Raw genomic sequence first — 24,011 nt, forward strand, 5'->3', positions numbered from 1 at the left:
AATTAAAAAATATGAGTTTTAAAGACAAATTATTATCATCTTACATCGGGCTCGAAGATTACCTTGAGTTTGACTCACCCCTGCACGATGTTCGAAATAACGCCATTAAAATTTTTGAGGAAAAAGGATTTCCTTCAAAAAAAGATGAAGACTGGAAATACACTTCCCTCAATTCGTTGTTAAAACCAGACTACAGCGTATATTCAACCAAGGAACGCAATGTGGAGCTTAAAAATGTACGCAAGTATTTTCTTCACGAAATAGATACCTACAAACTTGTTTTTGTAGATGGTGTTTACAGTTCATTTTTATCTGAAACTACCCACGATACACTGGATGTTTGTTTAATGTCTGCTGCTTTAAACAAAAGTAAATACAAAGCCGTAATTGAGGCGTATTTTAATAAAGCCGCAAAAAGCGAAAGCTTAACGGCGTTAAATACAGCATTCACCAAAGAAGGTGCTTATATTCATATCCCAGCACATAAAGAGGTTGAAAAACCGATTGAAATTATCAATTTCTCAACGGGAAATGAAGCTGCAATGTTTCTTCAGCCCCGAAACTTAATTGTGGTTGGCGAAAATGCCCACGTTCAGATTATTGAGCGCCATCAGAGTCTTTCTAATAATGCGGTTTTAACCAATTCGGTTACCGAAATTTTTGCCGAGAAACGCGCATATGTAGATTTTTATAAAATCCAAAATGACGAAGCTTCTGCTTCGTTAATTGACAACACTTACATTTCGCAACAACGCGATACCGTTTGCCGCGTGCACACTTTTGCTTTTGGTGGAAATTTAGTTCGCAACAACCTCAACTTTTATCAAAAAGGCGAAAATTGCGATTCCACGTTAAAAGGAGTTACTATTCTTGAAGGAAAGCAACACGTAGATCACAACACATTGGTACACCATATAGCGCCTAATTGCGAAAGTCACCAAGATTATAAAGGGTTGTTTGCCGAATCGTCTACCGGTGTTTTTAACGGAAAGATAATTGTTGAAAAAGATGCACAAAAAACCGACGCTTTTCAACAGAACAACAATATTTTAATTGATGATAAGGCCACGATAAACGCAAAACCACAATTGGAAATTTTTGCCGACGATGTAAAATGTTCGCACGGATGTACCATTGGCCAGTTTGATGAAGAAGCCTTATTTTACCTTAGAAGCAGAGGAATTGGCATAAAGGAATCGCGCGCCCTATTGATGTACGCTTTCGCAAACACCGTTTTGGAAAGTGTAAAAATTCCAGAATTGAAATCGCGAATCAACAAGCTTATCGCCAATAAAATTGGAGTGAGTTTGGGGTTTGAGCTTTAAAATCCACTGCGAATACACGAATGAAAATATAATTAATTCGTGTATTCGTGGTAAACTTCATCCCGAATTTCAAATTCAAAAAAACTCAAAATGTCTTTTAACATCCAAAAAATACGTGACGATTTTCCCATCCTTTCCCGAAAGGTAAACGGTTATCCGTTAGTGTATTTGGACAATGCTGCAACTTCGCAAAAACCACAACAAGTTATAGATTGTATTGTAGATTATTACAGCAATTACAATGCAAACATTCACCGTGGCGTACACACACTATCGCAAGAAGCTACAGATGCTTACGAAGCAGCTCGCCATAAATTACAAGCGCATTTTAAAGCAAAAGAAGCCCACGAAATCATTTTTACCGCAGGAACAACCCACGGAATAAACTTAGTTGCAAGCGGCTTTTCTGAAATATTAAAAAAGGGTGACGAAATTATCGTTTCGGCATTGGAGCATCACAGCAATATTGTGCCTTGGCAAATGCTTTGTGAAAAAACAGGCACCATTTTAAAGGTAATCCCGATGAATGAGGATGGCGTTTTAATTTTTTCAGAATATGAAAAATTGCTTACCAATAAAACGAAGCTTGTATTTGTAAATCATATTTCAAATGCATTGGGAACTATAAACCCGATTGAAAAAATTATTGAAAAAGCACACCAAGTGGGAGCTGCTGTACTTGTTGACGGCGCACAATCTTGTTCGCATATTAAACCCGATCTTCAAAAACTCAATGTAGATTTCTACGTTACATCGGCCCATAAAATGTGCGGACCAACCGGCGTAGGTATATTGTATATAAAAGAGGAATGGGGCAACAAACTACCGCCATACCAAGGTGGTGGCGAAATGATTGCGGAAGTTACTTTTGAAAAAACCACCTATGCTGGCTTGCCTCATAAATTTGAAGCTGGAACACCCAATATTTGCGGTGGAATAGCCTTTGGCGCAGCTATAGACTATCTTAACCAGATAGGTTTTAACGCTATCGAAAAACACGAAACCGAGCTGTTGTTGTACGCAACCGAAGAACTTTTAAAAATTGAAGGATTAAAAATTTACGGCACCGGACCCGATAAAACTTCGGTTGTATCTTTCAATATCGAGGGAATCCATCCCTATGATATTGGAACAATCGTTGATAAACTCGGTATTGCCGTCCGCACTGGTCATCATTGTGCACAGCCCATAATGGATTATTATAAAATTCCGGGCACGGTACGCGCTTCCTTTGCATTTTACAATACTTTAGATGAAGTAGATGCGTTAGTAAAAGCGGTAAAAAAAGCTAAAATGATGTTAAGTTAGCCCAAAGCTTAATGCTAAAACTTGAACTTTGATGTTCAATTTTTAAAATAAAAACTATGAAAACAATTGCCACATTTTCGATTTTAATCTTTTCAATATTTTTTATAAGTTGCGATGAAACTAAAAAAGTAATTGATGTAGCCGGAAGCGTTCAACTTACGGGCAGTTATACGGTTACCGCAATTCAAGGTAAAAAGCTAAACGTTAGCACAAACCCGACGTTTACAATGTCTGCGTTAGACAACTCGTTCCGAGGAACCACGGGTTGCAATTCGGTTTTTGGCACATACACCATTGACCTTTATACAATTGATTTTGGAAATCTTGCGGTAAGCGAAAAATTTTGTGCGGAAAAAGAAATAATGAAAACCGAACGAGATTTTTTAGATGCGCTTAACAATACAGGCTCTTTTACCATAGAAAACGGCGTGCTCACATTATTTTCTAAAACGGACAGAAGTGTACTCCTGAGCGCGAAGAAAGACGCAAATAATTAAAAGTGAATTATGACGATTGAAGAAATACAGGAAGAGTTAATAGACGAGTTTTCAATGTTCGACGATTGGATGCAGCGATACGAATATATGATAGATTTGGGTAAATCGCTTCCGCTAATTGATGAGGATTTAAAAACCGACGAAAAGCTTATTAAAGGTTGCCAGAGTAAAGTCTGGCTCAATTCCGAAATAAAAGACGGCAATGTAATATTTACAGCAGATAGCGATGCCATAATAACAAAGGGAATAATTGCGGTTTTAGTGCGCGTATTTTCAAACCAAAATCCACAAGCTATTCTCGATGCCAATACCGATTTTATAGACGAAATTGGGCTGAAAGAACATCTTTCGCCCACGCGAGCAAACGGCTTGGTTTCAATGATAAAACAAATGAAAATGTATGCCCTGGCATACCAAACACAAGTAAATAATTAAACAGATGGAAGCAGATACAGAAATAGACATGGCCGAATTAGGCGAAAAAATAATAGCCGTAATTAAAACTATTTACGATCCAGAAATACCGGTAGATATTTATGAATTGGGACTTATTTATGATGTTTTTATTAATGAAGATCGCGAAGTAAAAATTTTGATGACTCTTACCACTCCAAATTGCCCCGTAGCAGAAAGCTTACCGATGGAAGTGGAAGAAAAAGTAAAGTCGATGAAAAATATTACAGACGCCGAAGTAGAAATAACCTTCGACCCACCATGGACGCAGGAATTAATGAGCGATGAAGCAAAACTAGAACTAGGAATGCTGTAAACACGCTTTCTAAATTAAAAGTATTTTAACTGTGAACGAAATAGTAAATCGCGTAGCGAATAGCAAATTGGCAACCTTTAACCTTGAAGACGTATATCCAAAAGGTGAACGAATTGCTTTTGATATTTCACAATGGTTGTTGGAAGGTATCGTACTTCGAGAAAGTGATTTCAGGGATAGGGCTAATAATTACGATTGGTCGCAATATCAGGACAAATACGTAGCGCTATATTGCAGTACAGATGCCATAGTTCCCGGATGGGCGTATTTACTTTTATCACTTCATTTAGCTCCTTTTGCTGCTAAAGTTACTGTTGGAAGCTTGGAAGAATTGGAAAGCATTCTTTTTGCGGAACTGCTTCAAAATTTAGATGTTTCAGAATACACAGACAAACCCGTAATTATTAAAGGTTGCGCCCACAAACCCATTCCGCAGAATGCGTATGTACTTTTGGCCCAAAAACTTCAGCCTGTGGCAAAAAGCATTATGTACGGCGAGGCCTGTTCTTCGGTACCACTTTATAAAAGAAGATAGATTAATTTTCGTATTTGTGCCAACTCCTATAAAAGCTTAGTATTTTTGCAGAAACAATATATCATAAATTAAGATGAAAAAATTTTTACTTCTGGCAGTTCTTTTTGCTGCACCATTGGCATTGCTTGCCCAACAAGAAGCTCCGAAAGATACAGTGCCAAATGGCTGGACACGTGCGGGGAACATTTCGCTATTATTTAATCAAGCAGCTTTTAATGCGGAATGGACTGGTGGCGGAACTTCTAATTATTCTGGAAACCTTTCATTAACGTACGATTTCAATTATAAGCACGACAAACTTTCGTGGAACAACCGATTAATTGGCGAATACGGAATCACTAAAAACAAAGACGACAAATACTCTCGAAAAACCAACGATCGCTTGGAGTTGAACTCTATTTTAGGGCAACAGGTTAAAGAAAGCAATTGGTATTATTCATTGTTTTTTAACTTTAAAACGCAATTCGCAAAAGGGTATGAATTTAACAGCGATCTTAGTCCAGAAGACGAAGGGTACCGCACCGAAACCACACACATTTTATCACCCGCCTATATTCAGTTTGGCCCTGGTATGCTTTGGAAAAAAAGTGACAATCTGTTCGTAAACATATCTCCTGCAACAGTTAAATTCATCCTTGTTGATAAAGATTTTACAACCGTGGATGAATCGGTTCCTGGCGCTTTGGATGCTTACAATGCAAATAAATATTTTGGTGTAGATGCTAATGAAAGCAGCCGCTTCGAGTTTGGAGCTTCTGTTTCGGCGTACGCCAAATTTAATATTATGGCTAATATTTCCGCAGAAAATATTTTAAACCTCTATTCAAATTATCTTGAAGATCCTCAAAATGTAGATGTAGATTATACATTTAATCTTGTAATGAAGGTGAATAAATATATTTCGACTAATGTAACTTTGCAAGCCATTTATGACGATAATGCGGTACAAGGTTTCCAAATACGTGAAACTTTGGGCGTTGGATTGTCTTACGGATTTTAGAAGTTAAACATTATACAAAAATAAAAAGCTCCCTTATTTAAAATTGGGAGCTTTTTTTTACGTCCCTTTAAAAGCTATTATTCTTCCTCTGAGTATTCGTTGTAAAGAAAATTATTATACGGAAAGCGCGTGGTATGAATTTCTTTCACCTTTTCATAAACCAATTTTCGAAATTGGCTGAAATTTTCTTTGTTCAATGCCGAAATAAAGATAGCGTCCCCATTTAGTTTGGCCATCCAGGTTTGTTTCCATTCTTCTAAAGTGTAATGCGCTTTGGTCTTTTCGGTTATTAGATCGTCTTCTTCAATTTCTTCGGGATTGTAAACATCAATTTTATTGAAAACCATGATTGTGGGTTTATCTGCGCTTTCAATTTCTTCTAAAATTTTATCTACAGAATCTATATGATGTTCAAAAGAAGGATGACTAATATCAACTATGTGCAATAGCAAATCTGCTTCGCGCACTTCGTCCAACGTGCTTTTAAACGACTCTACTAATTGGGTAGGTAATTTTCTGATAAAACCAACCGTATCTGTAAGCAAAAATGGCAGATTGCCAATTACCACTTTTCGCACTGTAGTATCTAGCGTTGCAAAAAGTTTATTTTCGGCAAAAACATCACTTTTGCTAAGGACGTTCATTAATGTGGACTTTCCCACATTTGTATAGCCTACCAATGCCACTCGAACCAGCGAACCACGATTGCCGCGCTGTACGTCCATTTGGCGATCAATTTTTTTCAATTTTTCCTTTAATAAGGCTATTCTATCGCGAACAATACGTCTGTCTGTTTCAATTTCTGTTTCACCGGGGCCGCGCATTCCAATACCACCGCGTTGGCGTTCTAAGTGAGTCCACATACCAGCTAGCCGCGGTAATAAATACTGGTATTGAGCAAGTTCTACTTGGGTGCGGGCATAGCTCGTTTGCGCGCGTTGGGCGAATATATCGAGAATTAAATTTGTACGATCAATAATTTTACATTGAAGAATTTTTTCAATATTCTTTTGCTGGGCTGGTGAAAGCTCGTCGTCAAAAATAGCGACACTTATATCGTTTTCATCTACAAAATTTTTCACCTCCTCTAATTTTCCGGTACCTATAAAGGTTTTTGGATTGGGTACATCTATTTTTTGGGTGAAGCGTTTTAAAACTTCACCACCCGCGGTATAAGCCAGAAATTCTAGTTCGTCGAGGTATTCTTCAGATTTTACTTCGTCCTGAAATTTTGTAATCAGACCAATTAAAACTGTTTTTTCATATGAAATATCTACTTGCTCTATCATAAAAATAATTATGACACAAATGTACAAAACAGATAGCAAGAGTAATTTGTAGTTTACAAGCAATTAACATCATTTTGCTAATCCGTAGCATAACTTTAAAAGAAAAGATGTGTAAATCACGGAAATTAAGGTGAATTAGCATAGCATTGAGAAAAAGTGTGTTGGAAAGCTAAGTAAATTTCATTTTTCAAGGATTTTAATTTTGAATTTTATTATATTTCGCTGTTAAAAAAAAGTTAACGGATAAAACCATATTAATTACTCATCTAAACTTATGAATAAAAAATTACTCCTCTATTCAAAAAGTTGTAAGCATTTATTGAAAAACAGCTTTAAACCACACTCCTTTCTACTCTTTTCATTTTTATTTATTTCTGTCTCAGCATTTGCGCAAGGTCCTGGTTGCCCTAATGTTTATGCGGGAGAAGATGTTGAGCTAGACTGCGGCGAACCATGTACAGATCTTACGGCAAGTTATTTAGACACTGGAGAGACCACTAGTTACCAAGTGACTTCAATACCGTATGACCCTCCATTCCCATTTACAGGCGGAACACCGGTTTCTGTAAATACAGACGATGTTTGGTCTCCAGCCATCCAACTACCCTTTGATTTTTGTTTTTTTGGACAAACATATACTCAAATGGTAATTGGCTCTAACGCCGTAATTTCATTCGATTTGGCGAGCAATTCACCCGGCAGTTATTGCAGTTGGTCTTTTGACGAATCTATACCGGATCCTAACTTATTTTTTACAGCCATTTTTGGGCCGTATATGGATGTAGACCCATCTGTTGGTGGCTCAGGCCAAATAAATTGGGCTGTATTTGGCGATGCACCTTGTAGAACAATGGTGGTTAATTTTCCTGGCATTCCTTACTTCGGATCTGCTTGTACAGGTCTTGAACTTACATCTCAAGTTGTAATATATGAAACTACAAATGTGGTAGAAGTTTATATTCAGGATAGACCAGATGGTTGTTCCTGGAATGACGGAAATGCAGTAGTGGGAATCCAAAACCAAAACGGAACCCAAGGATATACCCCGCCGGGAAGAAACACCGGCGACTGGTTAGCAACAGATGAAGCATGGCGATTTACGCCAAATGGAGCATCAAATGTGGTGTTTTCTTGGTTAGATTCAAGTGGAACCGTTATTGGTACAGACCGTACAATAAATGTGTGCCCAACAGATCCTACAACTACCTATACCGCACAAGCTGTTTACACAAATTGTAATGGCGATATTATTACTGAAACTGATGAGGTAGTAGTTACCACTGCCTCCGGAAACATTACTTTAGAGTTGGGCCCAGATTTAAGCTTCTGCGATACACCTTCTTACGAAATAATTCCAGAAATAACAGGAGACACCACAGGAGCTACATATTTATGGAGCCCTGGAGGCGAGACCACACCAACTATTACGGTAACGACTTCCGGGACTTACACCCTCGAAATAACCAAAGGCTCCTGCGTAGTAACAGATAGTGTAAACATTCTTTTTCTTTCCAGTCCTAACTGTACTATAGAACCTATTTGTGAAGGTGTAGACTTTGAAGAAAATTTTGGTACAGGCACTGGTAGAGTCTCTACACCTTATACTAATTATACCTTCAACGGAACTACTCAAGTAGATGATGGCGAGTACACGATTTCAAATACTTCTGCAGGATTAAATACAGGATGGTTTCCAGATATGGAAGATCATACTGAAGGTGATGTAGATGGAAGAATGCTTTTTGTAAATGCTTCATTTGATCCCGATGAGTTTTACAGAAGAACCATAACTTTAAACCAAAACATTGAATACACGTTTAACGCATGGATTACAACTGTTTACGATACAGATACTGGTATTTGTAGTGGCTCTGGAATTCCTTCAAACGTTATTTTTAGAATAGAAGACCCTTCAGGCAATCTAATAGCCGAAACAAATACAGGTGATATTCCAAATGGTCCTGAGCCTAACTGGCAAGAATTTGCCATTGTATTTAATACGGGTAACAATACAGATGTGCAGCTCGTACTTATTAATAACTCTATTGGTGGCTGCGGAAATGATTTAGCTATTGACGATATTACGCTGAGTCTTCAAAACCTACAACCGGAAATAGTTACCCCGCCAGACTTGAGTGCGTGTGATGAAAATGGCGATGAAACGGAAGTATTTAATTTGGAAGATCAAATAAGCATTATTTTAAATGGCCAAGACCCTGCACTTTTTAATACTTCATTTCATCTATCACAGTTTGAATCTGAAGCGAACCAAAATGCAATTACAAACCCATCTGCTTATACCAATGTTTCTAACCCAGAAACTATATATGTTAGAGTTGAAAAAGCCAACGAACCTACATGTTTTAGCACGGTTTCATTCCAACTAATTGTAAATCCCATTTTTGATCTGTCAGGAAATCTGCCATCAGAAGTGCAACTTTGTGTTGGAGACGATTTTCCAGTTCTAGATGCCACTCCTTCAGATCCTGGTATTGATCTAACTTTAGTGACTTATGAATGGACTGATGAAAATGGAAACACAGTATCTACAGATGCTACTTATACGCCAACAGATGCTGGCACATACAATGTTACTGTTAGCTATCCTCCGTGTAGTGAACAAACGTTTGTAATAAACGTAATAGTGAACGAACCTCCAGTGCTTGATTTAGGTTCAGACCAAGTTTTATGTAACGGTTCTTCTTTTGAAATAGTTCCAGTAATTACAGGAAATACTTCAGGAATTACGTATCTCTGGAGTACTGGCGAAACAACACCCACTATTACCGTTAGCGAAAGCGGAACCTACACGTTAGAGATAACTGTGGGTCCTTGCGTGGTATCTGATAGTATTGATATTATTATTTCAGATCCAGTTATGGTAAACTTAGGTGATGATTTCTCAACCTGTTTTGAATCGGATACTATTCTTACTGCCCAAGTAGATGGCGACCCACAAAATGCAACTTACGAGTGGTATTTAGACGGAATCTTACTTGCTGGAGAAAATAACCAAACCTTATTCATATCGCAAGCAGGAGAATACACTGTCGTAGTAACGGTAGGGAGCTGTAGTGGCGAAGATTCAATAGTTGTAAGTATTCGGGACGATTTGGAGGTTGCGCTTGGTGCAAATTTCCAAACGTGCCCCAATCAACCAGAAACGTTAACGGCAACTACTTCGGAAGAAGATGCAACCTTTCAATGGTATTTAAACGGTACCTTATTAGCTAATGAAACAAACAATACTTTAAATTTTAGTATTGAAGCGGGAACGATGGGAACTCAAACCTATTCCGTTGTAATTACAGTTGGAGGATGTTCTGGCGAAGATTCAATAGACATCACTTTATATGATGTAGGCCAATGCGTTATTTCTGAAGGGTTATCTCCAAATGGCGACGGTTATAACGACACCTTAGATTTAACTTTCTTAAATGATAGAACAGGTATCAGTAAACTGCAAATCTTTAATAGATTGGGCGCTCTTGTTTTTGAACAGAACAATTACATAAACCAATGGAGCGGCCAAACCCAAGACGGGAACGACTTACCTTCCGGAACATATTTTTACGTAATTGATCTTGCTGGTAACGATGCTGTTTACGGTCCGCAAGCAACGGGCTGGATTTATCTTAACCAAGAAGCTAACTAAAACCCATAAATACTTTTTAACTATCAAATAGATAAAAATGAAAAAACATATATATATCCTTATTGTATTGATGGCGGTGATGCTCTTTCAAGAAACACAAGCGCAGCAAGACCCTCAATACACCCAATACATGTACAATATGAACGTTGTAAACCCTGCTTATGCTGGGTCAAAGGAAAGCCTTTCCCTCACAGCATTATACCGAAACCAATGGTCCGGGATGGACGATAACCCCGTTACCTTTACATTTTCGGCGCATAAGCCAATTAGCGACAAAATAGGTCTGGGGCTTTCTGCCATTAAAGACGAATTAGGCCCCGTGAGCGAAACAAATGTTTACGCAGATTTCTCGTACACCCTGCAAGTAGCAAGTACGGTAAAACTGGCTTTGGGATTAAAAGCGGGTGCATCATTTCACGAAGTTGGTCTTTCAACTTTAGAGCTGCAAGACCCGAATGATCCATTTTTTAGCCAAGACATTAAAAACACCTATCCCAATATTGGAGCCGGAGCATTCCTCTATGGCGATAATTTTTATGTAGGTTTATCTGTTCCAAATATGCTGAAATCTGTTCACTTAGACGAAAACGGAATTAAATACGGTTCAGAAACTAACCACTATTTTGCAACTGCGGGATACGTTTTTCAGGTTTCAGAAAACTTTAAGTTGAAACCTTCAGTGATGGTTAAATCTGCTTTTGATGCACCAGTTTCTTACGACGGAAACTTAAACGCACTATTTTATGATAAGTTTGAACTTGGAGCATCGTACAGATTGGACGATTCATTCAGTGGCTTGGTTGGGTTTCAAATTAATCCCAATATACGCATTGGATATGCTTATGACCACGTAACTTCAGACCTTAAAACCGTTGGTCCAGCATCGCACGAAGTGGTGCTAACCTTCGATCTGTACTTTAAGCCACGTGTTTTACGTTCCCCAAGATTCTTCTAATAACTATAAAAAATTCATTTAAGATGAACAAAATATATACAATATTTTTACTCCTAGCGGTAAGTACTTCCATGGTGACCGCTCAAAATAGTAAAACGAAAAAAGCCGATCAATATTACGATCGTTTACAATATGTAGACGCTGCAGAGGCTTATGGAAAACTACTTAAAAAAGGCGAGGGAAGTACCTACGTTTTCGAACGATTGGGGAATAGCTATTTTTATATTAACGATACAAAAAAGGCTGAAACCTACTACAAAAGAGTAGTAAAAAGAAAAGATGTAGATTCTGAAACGGTTTATAATTATGCCCAAGCCCTAAAATCAAATGGTAAGTTTGGCGATTATAACACCTATATGAAGCAATTTGCTCAAATGAAACCAAACGATTCGCGCGCTATTGCTTTTATGAAAAATCCAGATTATCTTCCTAAAATTGTCGATGAAAACAGCCAAAAATACGAAGCAAAAAATCTGGAGGCGTTAAACTCAGAATATTCAGATTTTGGTGGGTTAACCATTGAAAAAGATTTCTATTTTACATCTGCCAGAAATACAACTCGCAAAAAGTATGGATGGAACGAAGAGCCCTTTTTAGATATTTACAAAGCTTCTATTGTTGGCGATGTTGAAAAAAATGAAGTTCTGCTCAAAGGCGATGTAAACACAAAATATCACGAAAGCACCGCAGCCATTACCCCAGATGGCAAACGCATGTATTTTGACAGAAACGATTATTACAATGGAAAATACAAGAAGAGCGAGGCGGGCATAAGCGAATTAAATATTTATTACGCCGAAAATGTAAATGGGGAATGGAAAGATATACAACCTGTACCTTTTAACGATAAACAATACTCTACCAGTCACCCTGCGTTGAGCCCAGATGGCAACACCCTGTACTTTACTAGCGATCGTCCCGGTGGGAAAGGCCAGGCAGACCTTTATAAAGTGTCTATCGCTGCCGATGGAACTTTTGGAACACCCGTAAATTTAGGCGATAACATAAACACCGAAGGCAGAGAAGGTTTTCCTTTTGTGGATTCAAACGGTACCCTGTATTTTGCCAGTGATGGGCATTTAGGAATGGGTGGCTTAGATGTTTTTGCTGCAGAAGCTAATGGAAATAACTTTGGCGAAGTTAAAAACCTCGGACTTGGCGTTAATTCTAGCGATGATGATTTTGCGTATTCGTACAATCCAGCTACAGACGAAGGTTATGTATCTTCAAACAGAGCTGGCGGAATGGGGAGCGATGATATTTACAAAATTAAAAAGTTAGAAATCTGCGACGTAATTCTCAATGTTTTGGTAGTAGATGCTACAACCAACGAACCAATTTCCGGAGCCCAATTAGATTTGTTTGACAATCTTGAAAACAAATTAAAAAGCGAAACTACCAGTACTAACGGGACTTCAAAAATTACAGCAGCTTGCGATCAAGCACACGTGGTGCAAGCCTTTAAAGAAGGTTACGAAAGCAATGCCGAAACCGTAGCCTCTTCAAAAGAAGGAGAAAAAAATATACGCATAGCACTTCGTCCAATTGACGATATTGTTGAAGGCGAAATGGTTAAATTGAATCCAATTCTATTTGATTTTGACAAGCACAACATAAAGCCCCAAGCAGCATTCGAGTTGGATAAATTAGTGCAATTAATGAAGAAGCATCCTGAAATGGTTATTAAAGTTGAAGGCCACACAGATAACAGAGGCACCGACGCTTACAATATGAATCTATCTGATAGACGAGCAAAAAACACGGTGCAATATGTAATTTCGAAAGGAATTTCAAAAAACCGCATTAGCGGTGAAGGGTTTGGCGAAAGCAGACCTGCGGTAAATTGTGGTGAAAACTGCACCGAGGCACAACACCAGCAAAACCGACGTTCAGATTTTATAGTTGTAAAGAAATAAATTTTTAACTGGTAACCAACCAGAAAATGACCCTCGCTTATTTGAGCAATCAAATACAGTGAGGGTTTTTTCTTTATAATTTCAACCTAAAATACGTTGCAGGAAGACCAAAGTATTCGCCGTTATAATCAAATTGAAATCCTTGATTGCTCAAAATTTTTTGCGACGCAATATTTACCGGATCAATAATAGCTATTAATGTACTAATCTTTTCAACTTCTCTTCCCCGATTAGTTAGTGTTTCGGCTATTTCGTTGCCGAAACCTTTACCCCAATATTGGGGCATAAGCACGTATCCAATTTCGGCCTCACCTTCTGCTGTCAGTACTAACTTTGAATGCCCCATGAAGGCTTCATCTTTTGCACATATAACTTTAAAATGACCTATTTCTGGAGATTCAAGGTTTATCTTCAACATTTTGTCGAAACGATCTTTGGCCTCCTCTTTTGATAACGCATACCCTGTTATCATTTTCATTACCTCGGCATTGCTTACCAATTTAAGATAATCGTCAAAATCGCCTTCGGAATACTGGCGAAATAGCATTCGTTTAGAATTCATATTTGCTATTGTTTTGGTAAAAATAAATCTATTAATTTATTTTATACCGAAAATAAAATTTTTGGTTTTAGCCAGTAATTTCAAAATAGATAATTAACACAATTTATTCCACTACCGAAATCGTGTCAATTTGATAGGTTGTAGAAACGCCATTTGAAGCACCTAAATATTGAAATGCAATATAAACAACTTGCCCCGCGTAGGCTGAAAGATCAACATTACCAGATGGTGTAAATTCGGAACCATAACTACTCGTATGTCCGCTGGAGATATTGGCATTCAATTCTGTCCACGTTGCCGTTAAAACATCGTCAATAAAATCTGTTGAAATTTTCACGAATAGTCCAACTCCATTATAAAAACCATCATTTGTTTCAAAAGTAAGGGTTGGCGAAGAATCGCTCGGCAATATTAATCCGGGGGTAACCAACCAAACTTCACAAGGATTTTCATTAGAATTGTATGCCGACATTTGGGTATATTTATTAGCTTCGTGCTCCTCGACCATAAATAGTTTAGCGCCATCGTTTACATTTATATTTGCCCATCCTTCCATAGTTACGGGGACATCTGCAGGTTGATTTTCAAAATTTTCCGAGAAGGGTAAATCTATCGCGCCGCCGGTACCACCTCCGCCTTCGTCACAGCGTTCACCTTCCATTTGCACATCATCAATATCGCGGATTATGAGTTGCACGTCATCATTAAACCTACTTAAAATAGCCGTAATAGAACCATTACCTTCGGGCAATAAAATTCCTTTAAAATCTGCAAATCCACTTGTTCGCAGCGCAATTAATTCGCTTTCGCAATTTTCTACATCGCGATTTACTCCATAGGTATTATCCGGATTTGCGTAATGTGCTACCCCCGCGAGGCCATCGGGAAATTGAACATCTTCAAACTTTACCAGTGTATTTAAAAGTGCGGCATTGTTATCATTATCTGCCGCTTCCGATATTGTTACTATTTGTGGAATAAGCGAATCTGTTTCGGTTGAACGAAGTATTCGCTCTTCAAAATCTTCAATATTTATACGGCCAATTTCATCTCCATCTTGCGTACCGATTGTAGGTAGCTCGGCATATCGCCCAATATACAAGCCATCTACCCGAAAGTAAATTTTACGCCCAGGTTCATATTTTGTATAAAGATCAGTGGCATTGGTAGAAATAGCAACACCTGCTGTGGGATTTTCCGGTTTATCCTGAATAACCAGCGATTTATAAATATTACCCGTTTCATCGCTAGAAATTACATATGCTTCAATATATAGTTCTCTGTTAGACCCATCGCCTGCTTCAATTATTTTGGGTTCGTACCCTCTGTAACGCTCTTTAATTGATATTATATTTTCATTCACCACTACATTGGGCTCTTCAACATTTACATCGGGAATTTTATAATCGTCGTCCTGCACGCAAGCAGCCGCAATGGCACAAATTAAAAGTAGTAGGGAAACGAGCTGTTTTATATTTTTAAAATTTTTCATTGTAGTACTATTTAATGTCGTTATACCTTAAATTAAAATCGAACATAGAAGTTTATATAATACGTAGTTCCGTAGCCATACCAGTATTTGGGACCGAATACACGTGTAGCATTTGCGGTATCTTCTAAAAGTGTTCGGTAGTTTGCACTTCTTCCTTGTTCAAAACCACCGGTTTTATATTTTTGGTCTAAAATGTTGCTAATACTGGCAAAGAAGCCGAGATAATAGCCCTTAATCTTCCACGATTTTCCGCCTATTACATTTACCAAAATATATTCGTCAAACTTTTCTTGCCTTAAAAGTTCTCTTGCAATTTCTGGGTTGTAATCGTTGAAAGGAATTCCGTCGGTATCTAGATAAAAATTCGCTGTTCTGGTAAGTGGCGATACATCAATATATGCATTGGAGAAATAATTTGTGGTTGCGCCAAGGAACCAAAAATCTGGATCGCGATATTCAAAACCAATTTGATAGGCTTGCTGCGGTCCGCCCGCAATTTTGTAATTTTTTAAAGTTGATTCCCCATAGTTTACAGCACCATTGGGTACATCTGTAAAATCATCGGAGGTTAAATAAAGGTTCGGATTGTTGTTATATATATACTGTCCGTAGGCCGCGGCACCTTTAATTTTAAAAGTTGGAATTAGTTGTGCTTCAATACCGAATTCGCCCCCGATATTTTTTTTATCTATATCTGTTAATACTTCTTGTACAAAAGCAGTGGAAGCACTTCTTCCCGGTACCGAAATGCCATCTGCATAATAAAACGATATTTCGGAAGCATCCTGCTTTAAGCTATAATATCCCGTTAAACGCGCCTTTACAATGGGCGAACGGAAAATATAGCTGCCATCAATATGTATATTTAATTCTTCAGATAGTCCTACCACAGTAGCATTGTTCTGGCGAGCGTTTGAAAAAGAATTGCGAAGGGTTGGCGCATTGGTAAAATACGCACCGTTCGTCTTTAAAATATGTCTTCCCGAAATATTATAGGTAGCCCCCGCCTTTACACCATAAGTTGTAAAATTCAATTTCTCACTTTTCCCAAAGGAATTTTCTGGAAAACTTCCATTGCGATAAAGACCGTTTCTTTGATAACCCGTAATACCAAATTTTCCGGCTACGTAAAAGTTTATTTTAGAATAGTTAAACTGCCCTTGTAAAAACGCATCGTAATCTGTGGCATCAAATTCAAAATTATATTTCATTTTATCGCCTTCACCTATAACGCGATTGGGATTGTTTAAATCGTTTTGCGAAGCATCGCCCGTGTTAAAGGTATCTACATCCAAATATCCGTTTCCACCGAGCAGATCGAGCATATTGGCGAAGTTTTGGGAGTTTAAATTCCGAAAATTTATAGCTGCCGTTAGTGTGAGCTTATCATTTAATTTCGAGTTTAATATTGTATTTGCAGAAAGCTGGGTATCATCGTTTCTATCTTCGTATAAATAATATCGCGCTGTGCCGCCGTAAAAAATATTGGTTTCGTAAATGTTCCTCCAATCTAATTGCCCATCTTCTACAAATTTTGAATATGCCTGGTACGCTCCTTCATAATTTGGCCCAGTTGGATCTGCCAAAAAATAACTCGGCATTTTTTGATAGTAGCTCGGATCTGGATTGGGAGCGTTGTCGTAACCCAAGCGGCTGTTTCCAATCTTTCCAAATTGATACCCGATATTAGTATTGAGCCTAGTTTTTTCTGAAATATCCCAAAAATGATTAAGCATAATAATAGGTTCTATCACTTCTTTTATCCGTGAATTGCGAATTTCACCCTCCTGTAATCCCCAGTAAGCATTGTATTGAGTGTCTTTAAGGTCATAAACTTCTTGGGTGTTTGGTGAAGATTTACCCCTTCTATTTGGGGTATAAAAGGCTGTTAGGTTTAAGCTGTTCGTCTCGTTGAATCTTCTCTCTAATGAAACAAATATTGAATTGGCATCGTACAAGGTTCCTTCATTAAACCCTTCATTTGCAAAACGTCTTGCCAACAATATGGAGTAAGCCCAACCACTTGGAAGCAATCCGCTGTTATAAGAGCCCATAACCCTACCCCGATAACTTCTGTTGCTGGTGGCATACGAAATGCGCCCTCCTTTTCGATATTGGGAAGCTCGCATAATTATATTTGTAGTTCCTGCGAGATCGCCGAACGTATATTCATTTGCCGAAATACCCATTGAGAACATTTGGTTGCGTTGCGCATCATTTAATCCTCCCCAATTGGACCATTGTGGTCTTCCGTTGTATATTTTGTTCATTTCCAATCCGTTAATTAGCACTTTGCCATCGCTGGAATCGTAGCCTCGTGGCCGAAAGAATGTTGTACTAAAATCGTAAGCCGCAGCGTTTAAAAAAACGTCTTTGGTAGCCTGTAACAAGCCAGAAATATTGTAGGATGTACCCTCATCTTCATCCAATTCGGCGTCCGATAGACTAATTATACCAATTTGTGCTTCAATTGCAGATAGGTCTAACGCCAATAAAATTGAATTTAAAACTACGGGTGTGTTTTCTTGAATTTTTATAGGAATTCGCAAGGTTGTGTATCCAGCTTTTGTTACTACAAGAATCTGTTCGCCTTTAGGGAGGTCTGGCTGCGAAAATGAAAATATTCCTTCGGCATTAGTAGTTGTTGCATAAGCTGTATTTAATATAGCAATATTTACATCCGGTAAAGGTTCGCTGGAATTTGTATCTACAACGCTACCTGTAATCACTGCGTTTTGAGCAAACGAAGAAAAGCCACTCAAAATAAATAGAACCCCTATAAAAATGAAACATTTCATCTTTTAGTACAAACTTTAAAGGGGAGTTTTATCGGGAAGTAACTTAAATTAAGCGCATAAAATTAACAAAAAAGTAATTTTTTATCAAATTTTTTAGTTAACTTTTTTGATTATTTTCTTTTTTAAGCTATTATGAAACATTTTAGTTTGCCTTTATTTTTTTGTTTCTTTTATATTTCTATTTCGTTTTCCCAAACTGAAAAAACGTATAAAATAAATACCATAGCGTTTTACAATCTCGAAAATTTATTCGATTTTGAAGACGACCCCATAACTTTTGACGATGACCGAACCCCAGAAGGGAAAGATCATTGGACCCAAGAAATATATCGCGCAAAATTGGGAAATATGGCAAAGGTTATTTCAGAAATAGGGAAGGATATTACTGGTACTTCGCCAGCCATTATCGGGGTTAGCGAAATAGAAAACCGACGTGTACTTGAAGATTTATTAAATCAGAAGTCATTGGTAACTCAAGAATATGGTATTGTTCATTTTAACAGCCCCGATCGTCGCGGAATAGATGTGGCATTATTGTATCAAAAAAGGCTTTTTACTCCCACCAATTACAAAGCATACGAACTAGTAATATATAACGATCAGGAAAGTAGCGAACGTATTTATACTCGAGACCAGCTATTGGTAAGCGGTATGCTGGATGGCGAAAAAATACATATAATTGTAAACCACTGGCCCTCGCGACGTGGTGGAGAAGCGCGAAGTAGGCCTAAACGAATAAAAGCGGCCGAGCTAAACACGAAAATATTAGATTCGTTATTCAGCGAAGATCCGTATGCAAAAATCATCACGATGGGCGATTTAAACGACGACCCAACAAGCCCAAGTGTTAAAGAGGTGCTCAAAGCCAAGCGTGACCGCAGCAATATGCATATTAAAGAGCTATACAACCCCATGGAGGAAATGCACAAAAAAGGATTGGGCACCTTAGCGTATCGCGACAGTTGGAATTTATTTGATCAAATTATCATTTCGACAGAATTGACGAAAAGAGATTTTTCGAGCTATCGTTTTTACAAGGCCGGTATCTTCAATAAAAATTACCTAATAACGCCCCGAGGACAGTATAGAGGTTATCCTTTCCGAAGTTTTGTAAATGGTTACACCGGTGGCTATAGCGACCATTTTCCCGTTTATATTTATTTGATAAAGGTGAAAAGTGATGATAAATAGAATGTAATTGCAGAAATTTAATTTCAGTTGAAATAAAAGTTTGAAGAAAGTTAATCCTAAAAAAATCAATTTTCAATAAAACGGCCTTAGATAAAACTGGAATTATACCTGAGAACCACCATAGAATTGCATGAAAACTACAGTACAAATATACCCATTACTGGGTATTTAGATCATTCTAAAAATGTTATATATTTGATTATGAAATATTTACTAATTATCCTATTGCAATCCACAATGATAGTATATTCTCAATCAGGGAATATTTTTCAAATTGGAGATACAAATAATTATGCCGCAGCGGTTAAATCAGATAGGTTCAATTATCATGTTGCTAGACAAGAAAGTCAAAATTGGTGTTGGGCAGCTTGCATACAAATGGTATTAGATTACCAAGGTTTAGAGGTTGGCCAATGTGAAATAGTCAACAACGCTTTTGGCTAAGGTTGTATAGATAGACCTGCAGACTGCTATACAATTCAAAACGCAGCTGCTGGTTGGAGAGTAAATGGTTATCCAATAAAGGCCTATATGGAGCATAATCCTACAGCTCATAGTATTATTAATGATTTAGCATATAAATACCCTCTAATTGTAGGTTTAAATATTCCTAATCAAAATATTGGTCACGCCTATGTTTTAACTGCTGTATTCTTTCAATATGACAATTATAACAGAAAAATTCCATATAAAGTAGTATTACGAGATCCTTGGCCGAGTAATCCTTCACGTTTAGAACTCGATTGGTCTGATTTTATAGGACGTATTAATTGTTTAACCCATATAACTTTTTAAGTATGAAAAATTTATATTTATTATTCTGTCTTTTATTCTTTTTTCTACAGAAAACTGAAGCACAAATTTATTCACCGCAACTAGCTGGTTATAACGGAATACTTATATTGACCTACCCGAACGGATATTTTCAAGGCAACGTAGTGAATGGCGTGGCGCAGGGGGAAGGGCTATATTATTATTATCATGATGGTTCAATTCTTAAAGGTAATTATCACGGTGGATTTCTCTCGGGTGAAGCAGTATTTGTAACACAGTATGGATATATTAATAGCTGCTGGTCTAATGGTATTTATGTTGGCAATTCTTGTCAAAATAATGTTCAAACGTTCAATAATGCCTATGTTCAAAATACTTTGAATCAAGTAAATAATAATAGGCGCACTAATGATGAAATTGCAAGAAGAAGTACTTCGCCCGAAGGTTATAAAATAAACAAAATTGATCCCAATACTCAAATGGGAAGAACCTTGTTAGGCGGAATAGGCGGCAATTAAGAGCATCTTAATACTGCTTAAGTCACTTTAATTCAGTTTCTAACATAAACTGTTAGATATCTGATTTCTCAATATCTACAATATTGACTCTAGATTTTTTAAAACCACTGGCTCCAAGGAATTCTACTGAGCATTAAAATTAAGGCAATTGTATAAAATATTGCGAGGGTTTTAAACTTACGGTGCGACAACAATTTCTTTTTGTGTTTTGAATACCCTATTGTTATAAAAACAACCGTTATCAGCATTACTAATGGGTGCTCTACTGCATACAGTCTAAAAACAGAATCTTTCATAACCACGCCCATTCCGTTGGTCGTAATATTTTGCAATCCCATTGGCGAGATAAAATAAAGAATTAAGCCAATTAGTACTTGAATGTGTGTAACGATTAACGCAAAAAGCGAAATTCTAAAATCTTTAGCTCCATATTCTCGTTTTGAGAACAAACCTGCAAGTGCATTGAATGTTGCAAGCAAAACAATTAGAAGCACTAAATAAGCCCAATACGAATGAAGAAATTGAAAAGTGGTGTACATAGTTTACAATTTTAAATATGCTTCAAATATAAGGTTTATAAACAAAAAAAATGCCCCAAAGATATGAGGCATTTTTATTAAATATTTACGTGTGATTTTAGAAATCGTAACGCAAGCTTGCATTCCAAGTTCTTCCGTTTCCGTAATAGTAACCGAATGAGCTTTTCTGGCTTAAGTACATTTCGTTCGTTGCGTTGTAGCAGTTTGCTCTAACTGTAAAGTCATTACCTCCAAAATCAAATTTATAAGTAATCCCCGCATCTAATACACTGTAAGGATTAAGGCGCTCTGCTTGGTAAACTACATTGTTTTGTGATGCCTCAACTACGTCTCTAGCATTTACAAAACCGTAAAGATCTGAATAGATGTTATAATCCGCATCTACAGACAGTCCGCCTACGATATCGTATTTAAAGCCAAAACCAAACGAGGTTTGTGGCGCATTGCCCACTTTTGTTCCCGTTAAGTTTACAGTGCCTTCCTGTAAGAGATTGTTAGTTTGGTCTTCTCTTGTTTCAAAAGGTGTTTCGCCATCATATTTCCAGTTTCCGATACTACCAAATGCACGGAACATAAATGCATTAGAATATCTGTATTTCCCTTCAAATTCAAAACCTTTGTGTACTTGTGTAATATCAGTAAAGCGCTGGTATCTATCAACCTGCTCGATTGGGTTTGAAGATGTTGGATCTCCTTCAATAAAACTACCTCCTAAAAATCTGTTACCCCAACTAGTGTAGTAAGCATTTAAATCTAAGCTGAATCTACCTGCACGAAGTCTGTATCCTGCTTCTAATCCTATAATTTCCTCATTGTCTATTTCATTCTCGCCTTCCAGCATATAGTTTGAATTTCTCACATCTTCAAAAATATTATCAAGGAATGGCTGTCTTGAGTAATAGCCAGCATTTACAAAAATGGTATTATCTGGCATAAAGGTATAACCCATTCCTCCTTTAGCGTTATAACCCATTTTATTCACTTTATCAGATTTTCCAAGACCATTCACACCTTCAATTTCATTACCTGGTGCACGACCTTCTCTTTGGTAGCTTTGTGTAGAAACAGCTCCTTGAAGGAAAGCAGAGAAAGTATCTGTTTTAAATTCTGCTTGTCCGAAACCACCAATATAGTTGATGTTTTCTGAATAATCGTAAGAATAGCGTTGTCCTTCATCTGCCGAATTAAATAAAGCCGCCCATGGGTTTGCTTCAAATGTTTCGCTTAGCACATAATCTTCGCCTCGAACTCCGTCATATCCAAAGTTGTCAGTAAAGCCTTGAAGACCCAATAAATCGTTTAATTGACGATAGTGGTCTCCTTGGTAAAAACGTGTATCGATACCAACATTAAAGGTGAAATTATCGCTTACGGCACTTTCAAGATTGGAAAGAAATCCATACCAGTTGTGATTATTTACAGACATTCTTCTAACAACGGAACCCATACCATAGCTTCCAATACCGTTTTCGGCTCCTGCTATATTGTTTTCTTCAATTGCATCAAAATCAATCTCGCCATTTCTATCTCTTACAATATTTCTTGAACTTCCCAATGGGCCAGTTCCACCTCCACGACCCCAAGAGGCGTAAAGTACAGAAGAAAGGTTGGTCTTTTCGCTAATATTCCAATCCCAGTTTAAGTTTACTATAGGCTTGTGATAGTAGTTTCTTCTAAAAGTATATCTCTCGCCATTGTAAAATCCTGAATTGCTATTGTAGCGCTTACCGTATAGGGCATATGTTTCTAGATCATCATCAAAATTTTGATCGTGCCATTGTGGCGCACCGGTTAACAAAAAGTTGAATGAGTGTGTGTCGTTAGGTACAAATCCAATCCCAATAAAATAGTTTTGTCCTTGGCCGGCAGTACCGTCAGAATATTTTCTGTGTGCTTGCCAGTGGTCTAATAAAAATGAGTATGCCCATTTCCCTTTTAATCCAGAATCGTAACTTATTGTACCTTTAAAGTAGCTGTCATTACCCGTCATAAAACGTGCAAAACCACCTTCTTTTCTACCTGCTGCGCGCGATATAATGTTCACCGTACCACCTACCGAAGAAATAGCAAGTTTAGAAGAACCTAAACCACGCTGAATCTGAATAGCGTTTGCAACGTCGCTCATACCAGACCAGTTAGACCAGTACATTTTACCATCTTCCATTCCATTTATTGGCTGTCCGTTTAATAAGAAAGCTGTATTTGTTTGGTCAAAACCACGCAAAAACATTTCAGAATCTCCGAAACCTCCAGCTTGGTTTGCAACATACACACTGGGTGTGCTTTTTACAGCTTCAGGAAATTCTACGTTACCCACAGCCTTTGCCTGAATTTCGGCTCTAGTAATGGTTGACACAGCAATAGGAGTCTGGCGATCTTTCGCCAAATCTATAAGTCCTCTACCTACAATTACCACTTCTTCGAGTGCATCGGCATCGACGGTAATTTTTACGTTGCCAAGCGCGGTAGTTGCGCCTACAGTTTTAAAAGGAACCGTTTCAACGGTATAACCTATGTAAGATATAGTAAGTGTACCCGATTTAGCAGATGTTTCTAAAGTGAAATTTCCATCAAAATCAGTAATGGCGCCGTTTGCGGTACCAGTCTCAACCACATTGGCACCTGCCAACGGATCGTTAGATTCAGAATCGATTACCGTTCCAGTAACCGTTGTTTGTGAAAAAGCGGCAAAACCGCCAAGTAAAAAAACAACAAGTAATAGTTTTTTCATGAATTTAAATTTTAGGTTTAAAAATTTCGGCAAAAATACAATCTTAAATAGTTTCTAGCCAATAAAAGCCATTAAGAAATTATTAAGAATATTCTTTCTGAATAAAGATAAAATTTAAATCCAAACTGTCTGAAAATTGGATAGTTAGTTAATAACA

General features: G+C 37.6%; 20 protein-coding genes. 14 read left to right on the forward strand and 6 right to left on the reverse strand.

Annotated elements, in window-relative coordinates; translation table 11 throughout:
- Nucleotides 1-11 precede the first annotated feature (11 nt).
- The 7 genes from sufD to QCQ61_RS03865 all read left to right on the forward strand — a co-directional run bounded on the left by sufD (nucleotide 12) and on the right by QCQ61_RS03865 (nucleotide 5,434).
- Complete coding sequence (sufD, locus tag QCQ61_RS03835; RefSeq protein WP_279449398.1) at nucleotides 12-1,325, forward strand: Fe-S cluster assembly protein SufD; 1,314 nt, start codon at nucleotides 12-14, stop codon at nucleotides 1,323-1,325.
- Nucleotides 1,326-1,415: 90 nt separating this feature from the next.
- Nucleotides 1,416-2,633 carry an aminotransferase class V-fold PLP-dependent enzyme gene (locus QCQ61_RS03840; RefSeq protein ID WP_279449399.1) on the forward strand — a complete coding sequence of 406 codons (1,218 nt, stop codon included), beginning with the start codon at nucleotides 1,416-1,418 and terminating at the stop codon, nucleotides 2,631-2,633.
- Between the two features lie 56 nt (nucleotides 2,634-2,689).
- The gene (locus tag QCQ61_RS03845) at nucleotides 2,690-3,130 is read left to right on the forward strand and encodes an META domain-containing protein (RefSeq protein WP_279449400.1); all 441 of its coding nucleotides are present in this window, start codon (nucleotides 2,690-2,692) and stop codon (nucleotides 3,128-3,130) included.
- 9 nt (nucleotides 3,131-3,139) lie between these two features.
- A complete protein-coding gene (locus QCQ61_RS03850) occupies nucleotides 3,140-3,565 on the forward strand; it encodes a SufE family protein (RefSeq protein ID WP_279449401.1) in 426 nt (141 codons plus the stop codon).
- A gap of 4 nt (nucleotides 3,566-3,569) precedes the next feature.
- A complete protein-coding gene (locus tag QCQ61_RS03855) occupies nucleotides 3,570-3,899 on the forward strand; it encodes an SUF system Fe-S cluster assembly protein (RefSeq protein WP_279449402.1) in 330 nt (109 codons plus the stop codon).
- Nucleotides 3,900-3,930: 31 nt separating this feature from the next.
- On the forward strand, nucleotides 3,931-4,434 hold the full coding sequence (locus tag QCQ61_RS03860) for a DUF2480 family protein (RefSeq protein ID WP_279449403.1): 504 nt from the start codon (nucleotides 3,931-3,933) through the stop codon (nucleotides 4,432-4,434).
- Nucleotides 4,435-4,507: 73 nt separating this feature from the next.
- A complete protein-coding gene (locus QCQ61_RS03865) occupies nucleotides 4,508-5,434 on the forward strand; it encodes a DUF3078 domain-containing protein (protein WP_279449404.1) in 927 nt (308 codons plus the stop codon).
- A 77-nt stretch (nucleotides 5,435-5,511) separates the two neighbouring features.
- Here the strand turns inward: QCQ61_RS03865 and hflX are convergent, their stop codons facing one another.
- Complete coding sequence (hflX, locus tag QCQ61_RS03870; protein WP_279449405.1) at nucleotides 5,512-6,723, reverse strand: GTPase HflX; 1,212 nt, start codon at nucleotides 6,721-6,723, stop codon at nucleotides 5,512-5,514.
- 319 nt (nucleotides 6,724-7,042) lie between these two features.
- On the opposite strand from hflX, the gene QCQ61_RS03875 reads away from it, so the two are divergent.
- The 3 genes from QCQ61_RS03875 to QCQ61_RS03885 are packed head-to-tail and all read left to right on the forward strand — an operon-like array spanning nucleotide 7,043 to nucleotide 13,249.
- Entirely contained in the window at nucleotides 7,043-10,378 is a 3,336-nt protein-coding gene (locus tag QCQ61_RS03875; protein WP_279449406.1) for a T9SS type B sorting domain-containing protein, read from the forward strand.
- Nucleotides 10,379-10,415: 37 nt separating this feature from the next.
- The gene (locus QCQ61_RS03880; protein WP_279449407.1) at nucleotides 10,416-11,333 is read left to right on the forward strand and encodes a PorP/SprF family type IX secretion system membrane protein; all 918 of its coding nucleotides are present in this window, start codon (nucleotides 10,416-10,418) and stop codon (nucleotides 11,331-11,333) included.
- A gap of 23 nt (nucleotides 11,334-11,356) precedes the next feature.
- Nucleotides 11,357-13,249 carry an OmpA family protein gene (locus QCQ61_RS03885; protein WP_279449408.1) on the forward strand — a complete coding sequence of 631 codons (1,893 nt, stop codon included), beginning with the start codon at nucleotides 11,357-11,359 and terminating at the stop codon, nucleotides 13,247-13,249.
- Nucleotides 13,250-13,322: 73 nt separating this feature from the next.
- Here the strand turns inward: QCQ61_RS03885 and QCQ61_RS03890 are convergent, their stop codons facing one another.
- The 3 genes from QCQ61_RS03890 to QCQ61_RS03900 all read right to left on the reverse strand — a co-directional run bounded on the left by QCQ61_RS03890 (nucleotide 13,323) and on the right by QCQ61_RS03900 (nucleotide 18,101).
- Nucleotides 13,323-13,811, reverse strand: coding sequence for a GNAT family N-acetyltransferase (locus tag QCQ61_RS03890; protein WP_279449409.1), 489 nt, complete (start codon nucleotides 13,809-13,811; stop codon nucleotides 13,323-13,325).
- Nucleotides 13,812-13,914: 103 nt separating this feature from the next.
- Nucleotides 13,915-15,303 carry a DUF5689 domain-containing protein gene (locus QCQ61_RS03895; protein WP_279449410.1) on the reverse strand — a complete coding sequence of 463 codons (1,389 nt, stop codon included), beginning with the start codon at nucleotides 15,301-15,303 and terminating at the stop codon, nucleotides 13,915-13,917.
- A 32-nt stretch (nucleotides 15,304-15,335) separates the two neighbouring features.
- Nucleotides 15,336-18,101, reverse strand: a complete 2,766-nt coding sequence (locus QCQ61_RS03900) for a carboxypeptidase-like regulatory domain-containing protein (protein WP_279449411.1) — start codon at nucleotides 18,099-18,101, stop codon at nucleotides 15,336-15,338.
- A 132-nt stretch (nucleotides 18,102-18,233) separates the two neighbouring features.
- Here QCQ61_RS03900 and QCQ61_RS03905 point away from each other — a divergent pair, with 132 nt between their 5' ends.
- From QCQ61_RS03905 to QCQ61_RS03920, 4 genes are all read left to right on the forward strand, one after another.
- Nucleotides 18,234-19,292: an endonuclease/exonuclease/phosphatase family protein gene (locus tag QCQ61_RS03905; protein ID WP_279449412.1), complete on the forward strand. Its 1,059-nt coding sequence runs from the start codon at nucleotides 18,234-18,236 to the stop codon at nucleotides 19,290-19,292.
- Nucleotides 19,293-19,493: 201 nt separating this feature from the next.
- Complete coding sequence (locus QCQ61_RS03910) at nucleotides 19,494-19,736, forward strand: cysteine peptidase family C39 domain-containing protein (protein ID WP_279449413.1); 243 nt, start codon at nucleotides 19,494-19,496, stop codon at nucleotides 19,734-19,736.
- 87 nt (nucleotides 19,737-19,823) lie between these two features.
- The gene (locus tag QCQ61_RS03915) at nucleotides 19,824-20,087 is read left to right on the forward strand and encodes a hypothetical protein (RefSeq protein WP_279449414.1); all 264 of its coding nucleotides are present in this window, start codon (nucleotides 19,824-19,826) and stop codon (nucleotides 20,085-20,087) included.
- A 2-nt stretch (nucleotides 20,088-20,089) separates the two neighbouring features.
- The gene (locus tag QCQ61_RS03920) at nucleotides 20,090-20,584 is read left to right on the forward strand and encodes a hypothetical protein (RefSeq protein ID WP_279449415.1); all 495 of its coding nucleotides are present in this window, start codon (nucleotides 20,090-20,092) and stop codon (nucleotides 20,582-20,584) included.
- Nucleotides 20,585-20,682: 98 nt separating this feature from the next.
- Here QCQ61_RS03920 and QCQ61_RS03925 read toward each other — a convergent pair whose 3' ends face one another.
- Both QCQ61_RS03925 and QCQ61_RS03930 read right to left on the reverse strand, forming a co-directional pair.
- Complete coding sequence (locus tag QCQ61_RS03925; RefSeq protein WP_279449416.1) at nucleotides 20,683-21,123, reverse strand: hypothetical protein; 441 nt, start codon at nucleotides 21,121-21,123, stop codon at nucleotides 20,683-20,685.
- Nucleotides 21,124-21,220: 97 nt separating this feature from the next.
- Nucleotides 21,221-23,854: a TonB-dependent receptor gene (locus QCQ61_RS03930; RefSeq protein WP_279449417.1), complete on the reverse strand. Its 2,634-nt coding sequence runs from the start codon at nucleotides 23,852-23,854 to the stop codon at nucleotides 21,221-21,223.
- Nucleotides 23,855-24,011 lie beyond the last annotated feature (157 nt).

It is taken from the genome of Aequorivita marisscotiae, assembly GCF_029814825.1.
In the GTDB taxonomy this organism is placed as follows: Bacteria; Bacteroidota; Bacteroidia; order Flavobacteriales; family Flavobacteriaceae; genus Aequorivita; species Aequorivita marisscotiae.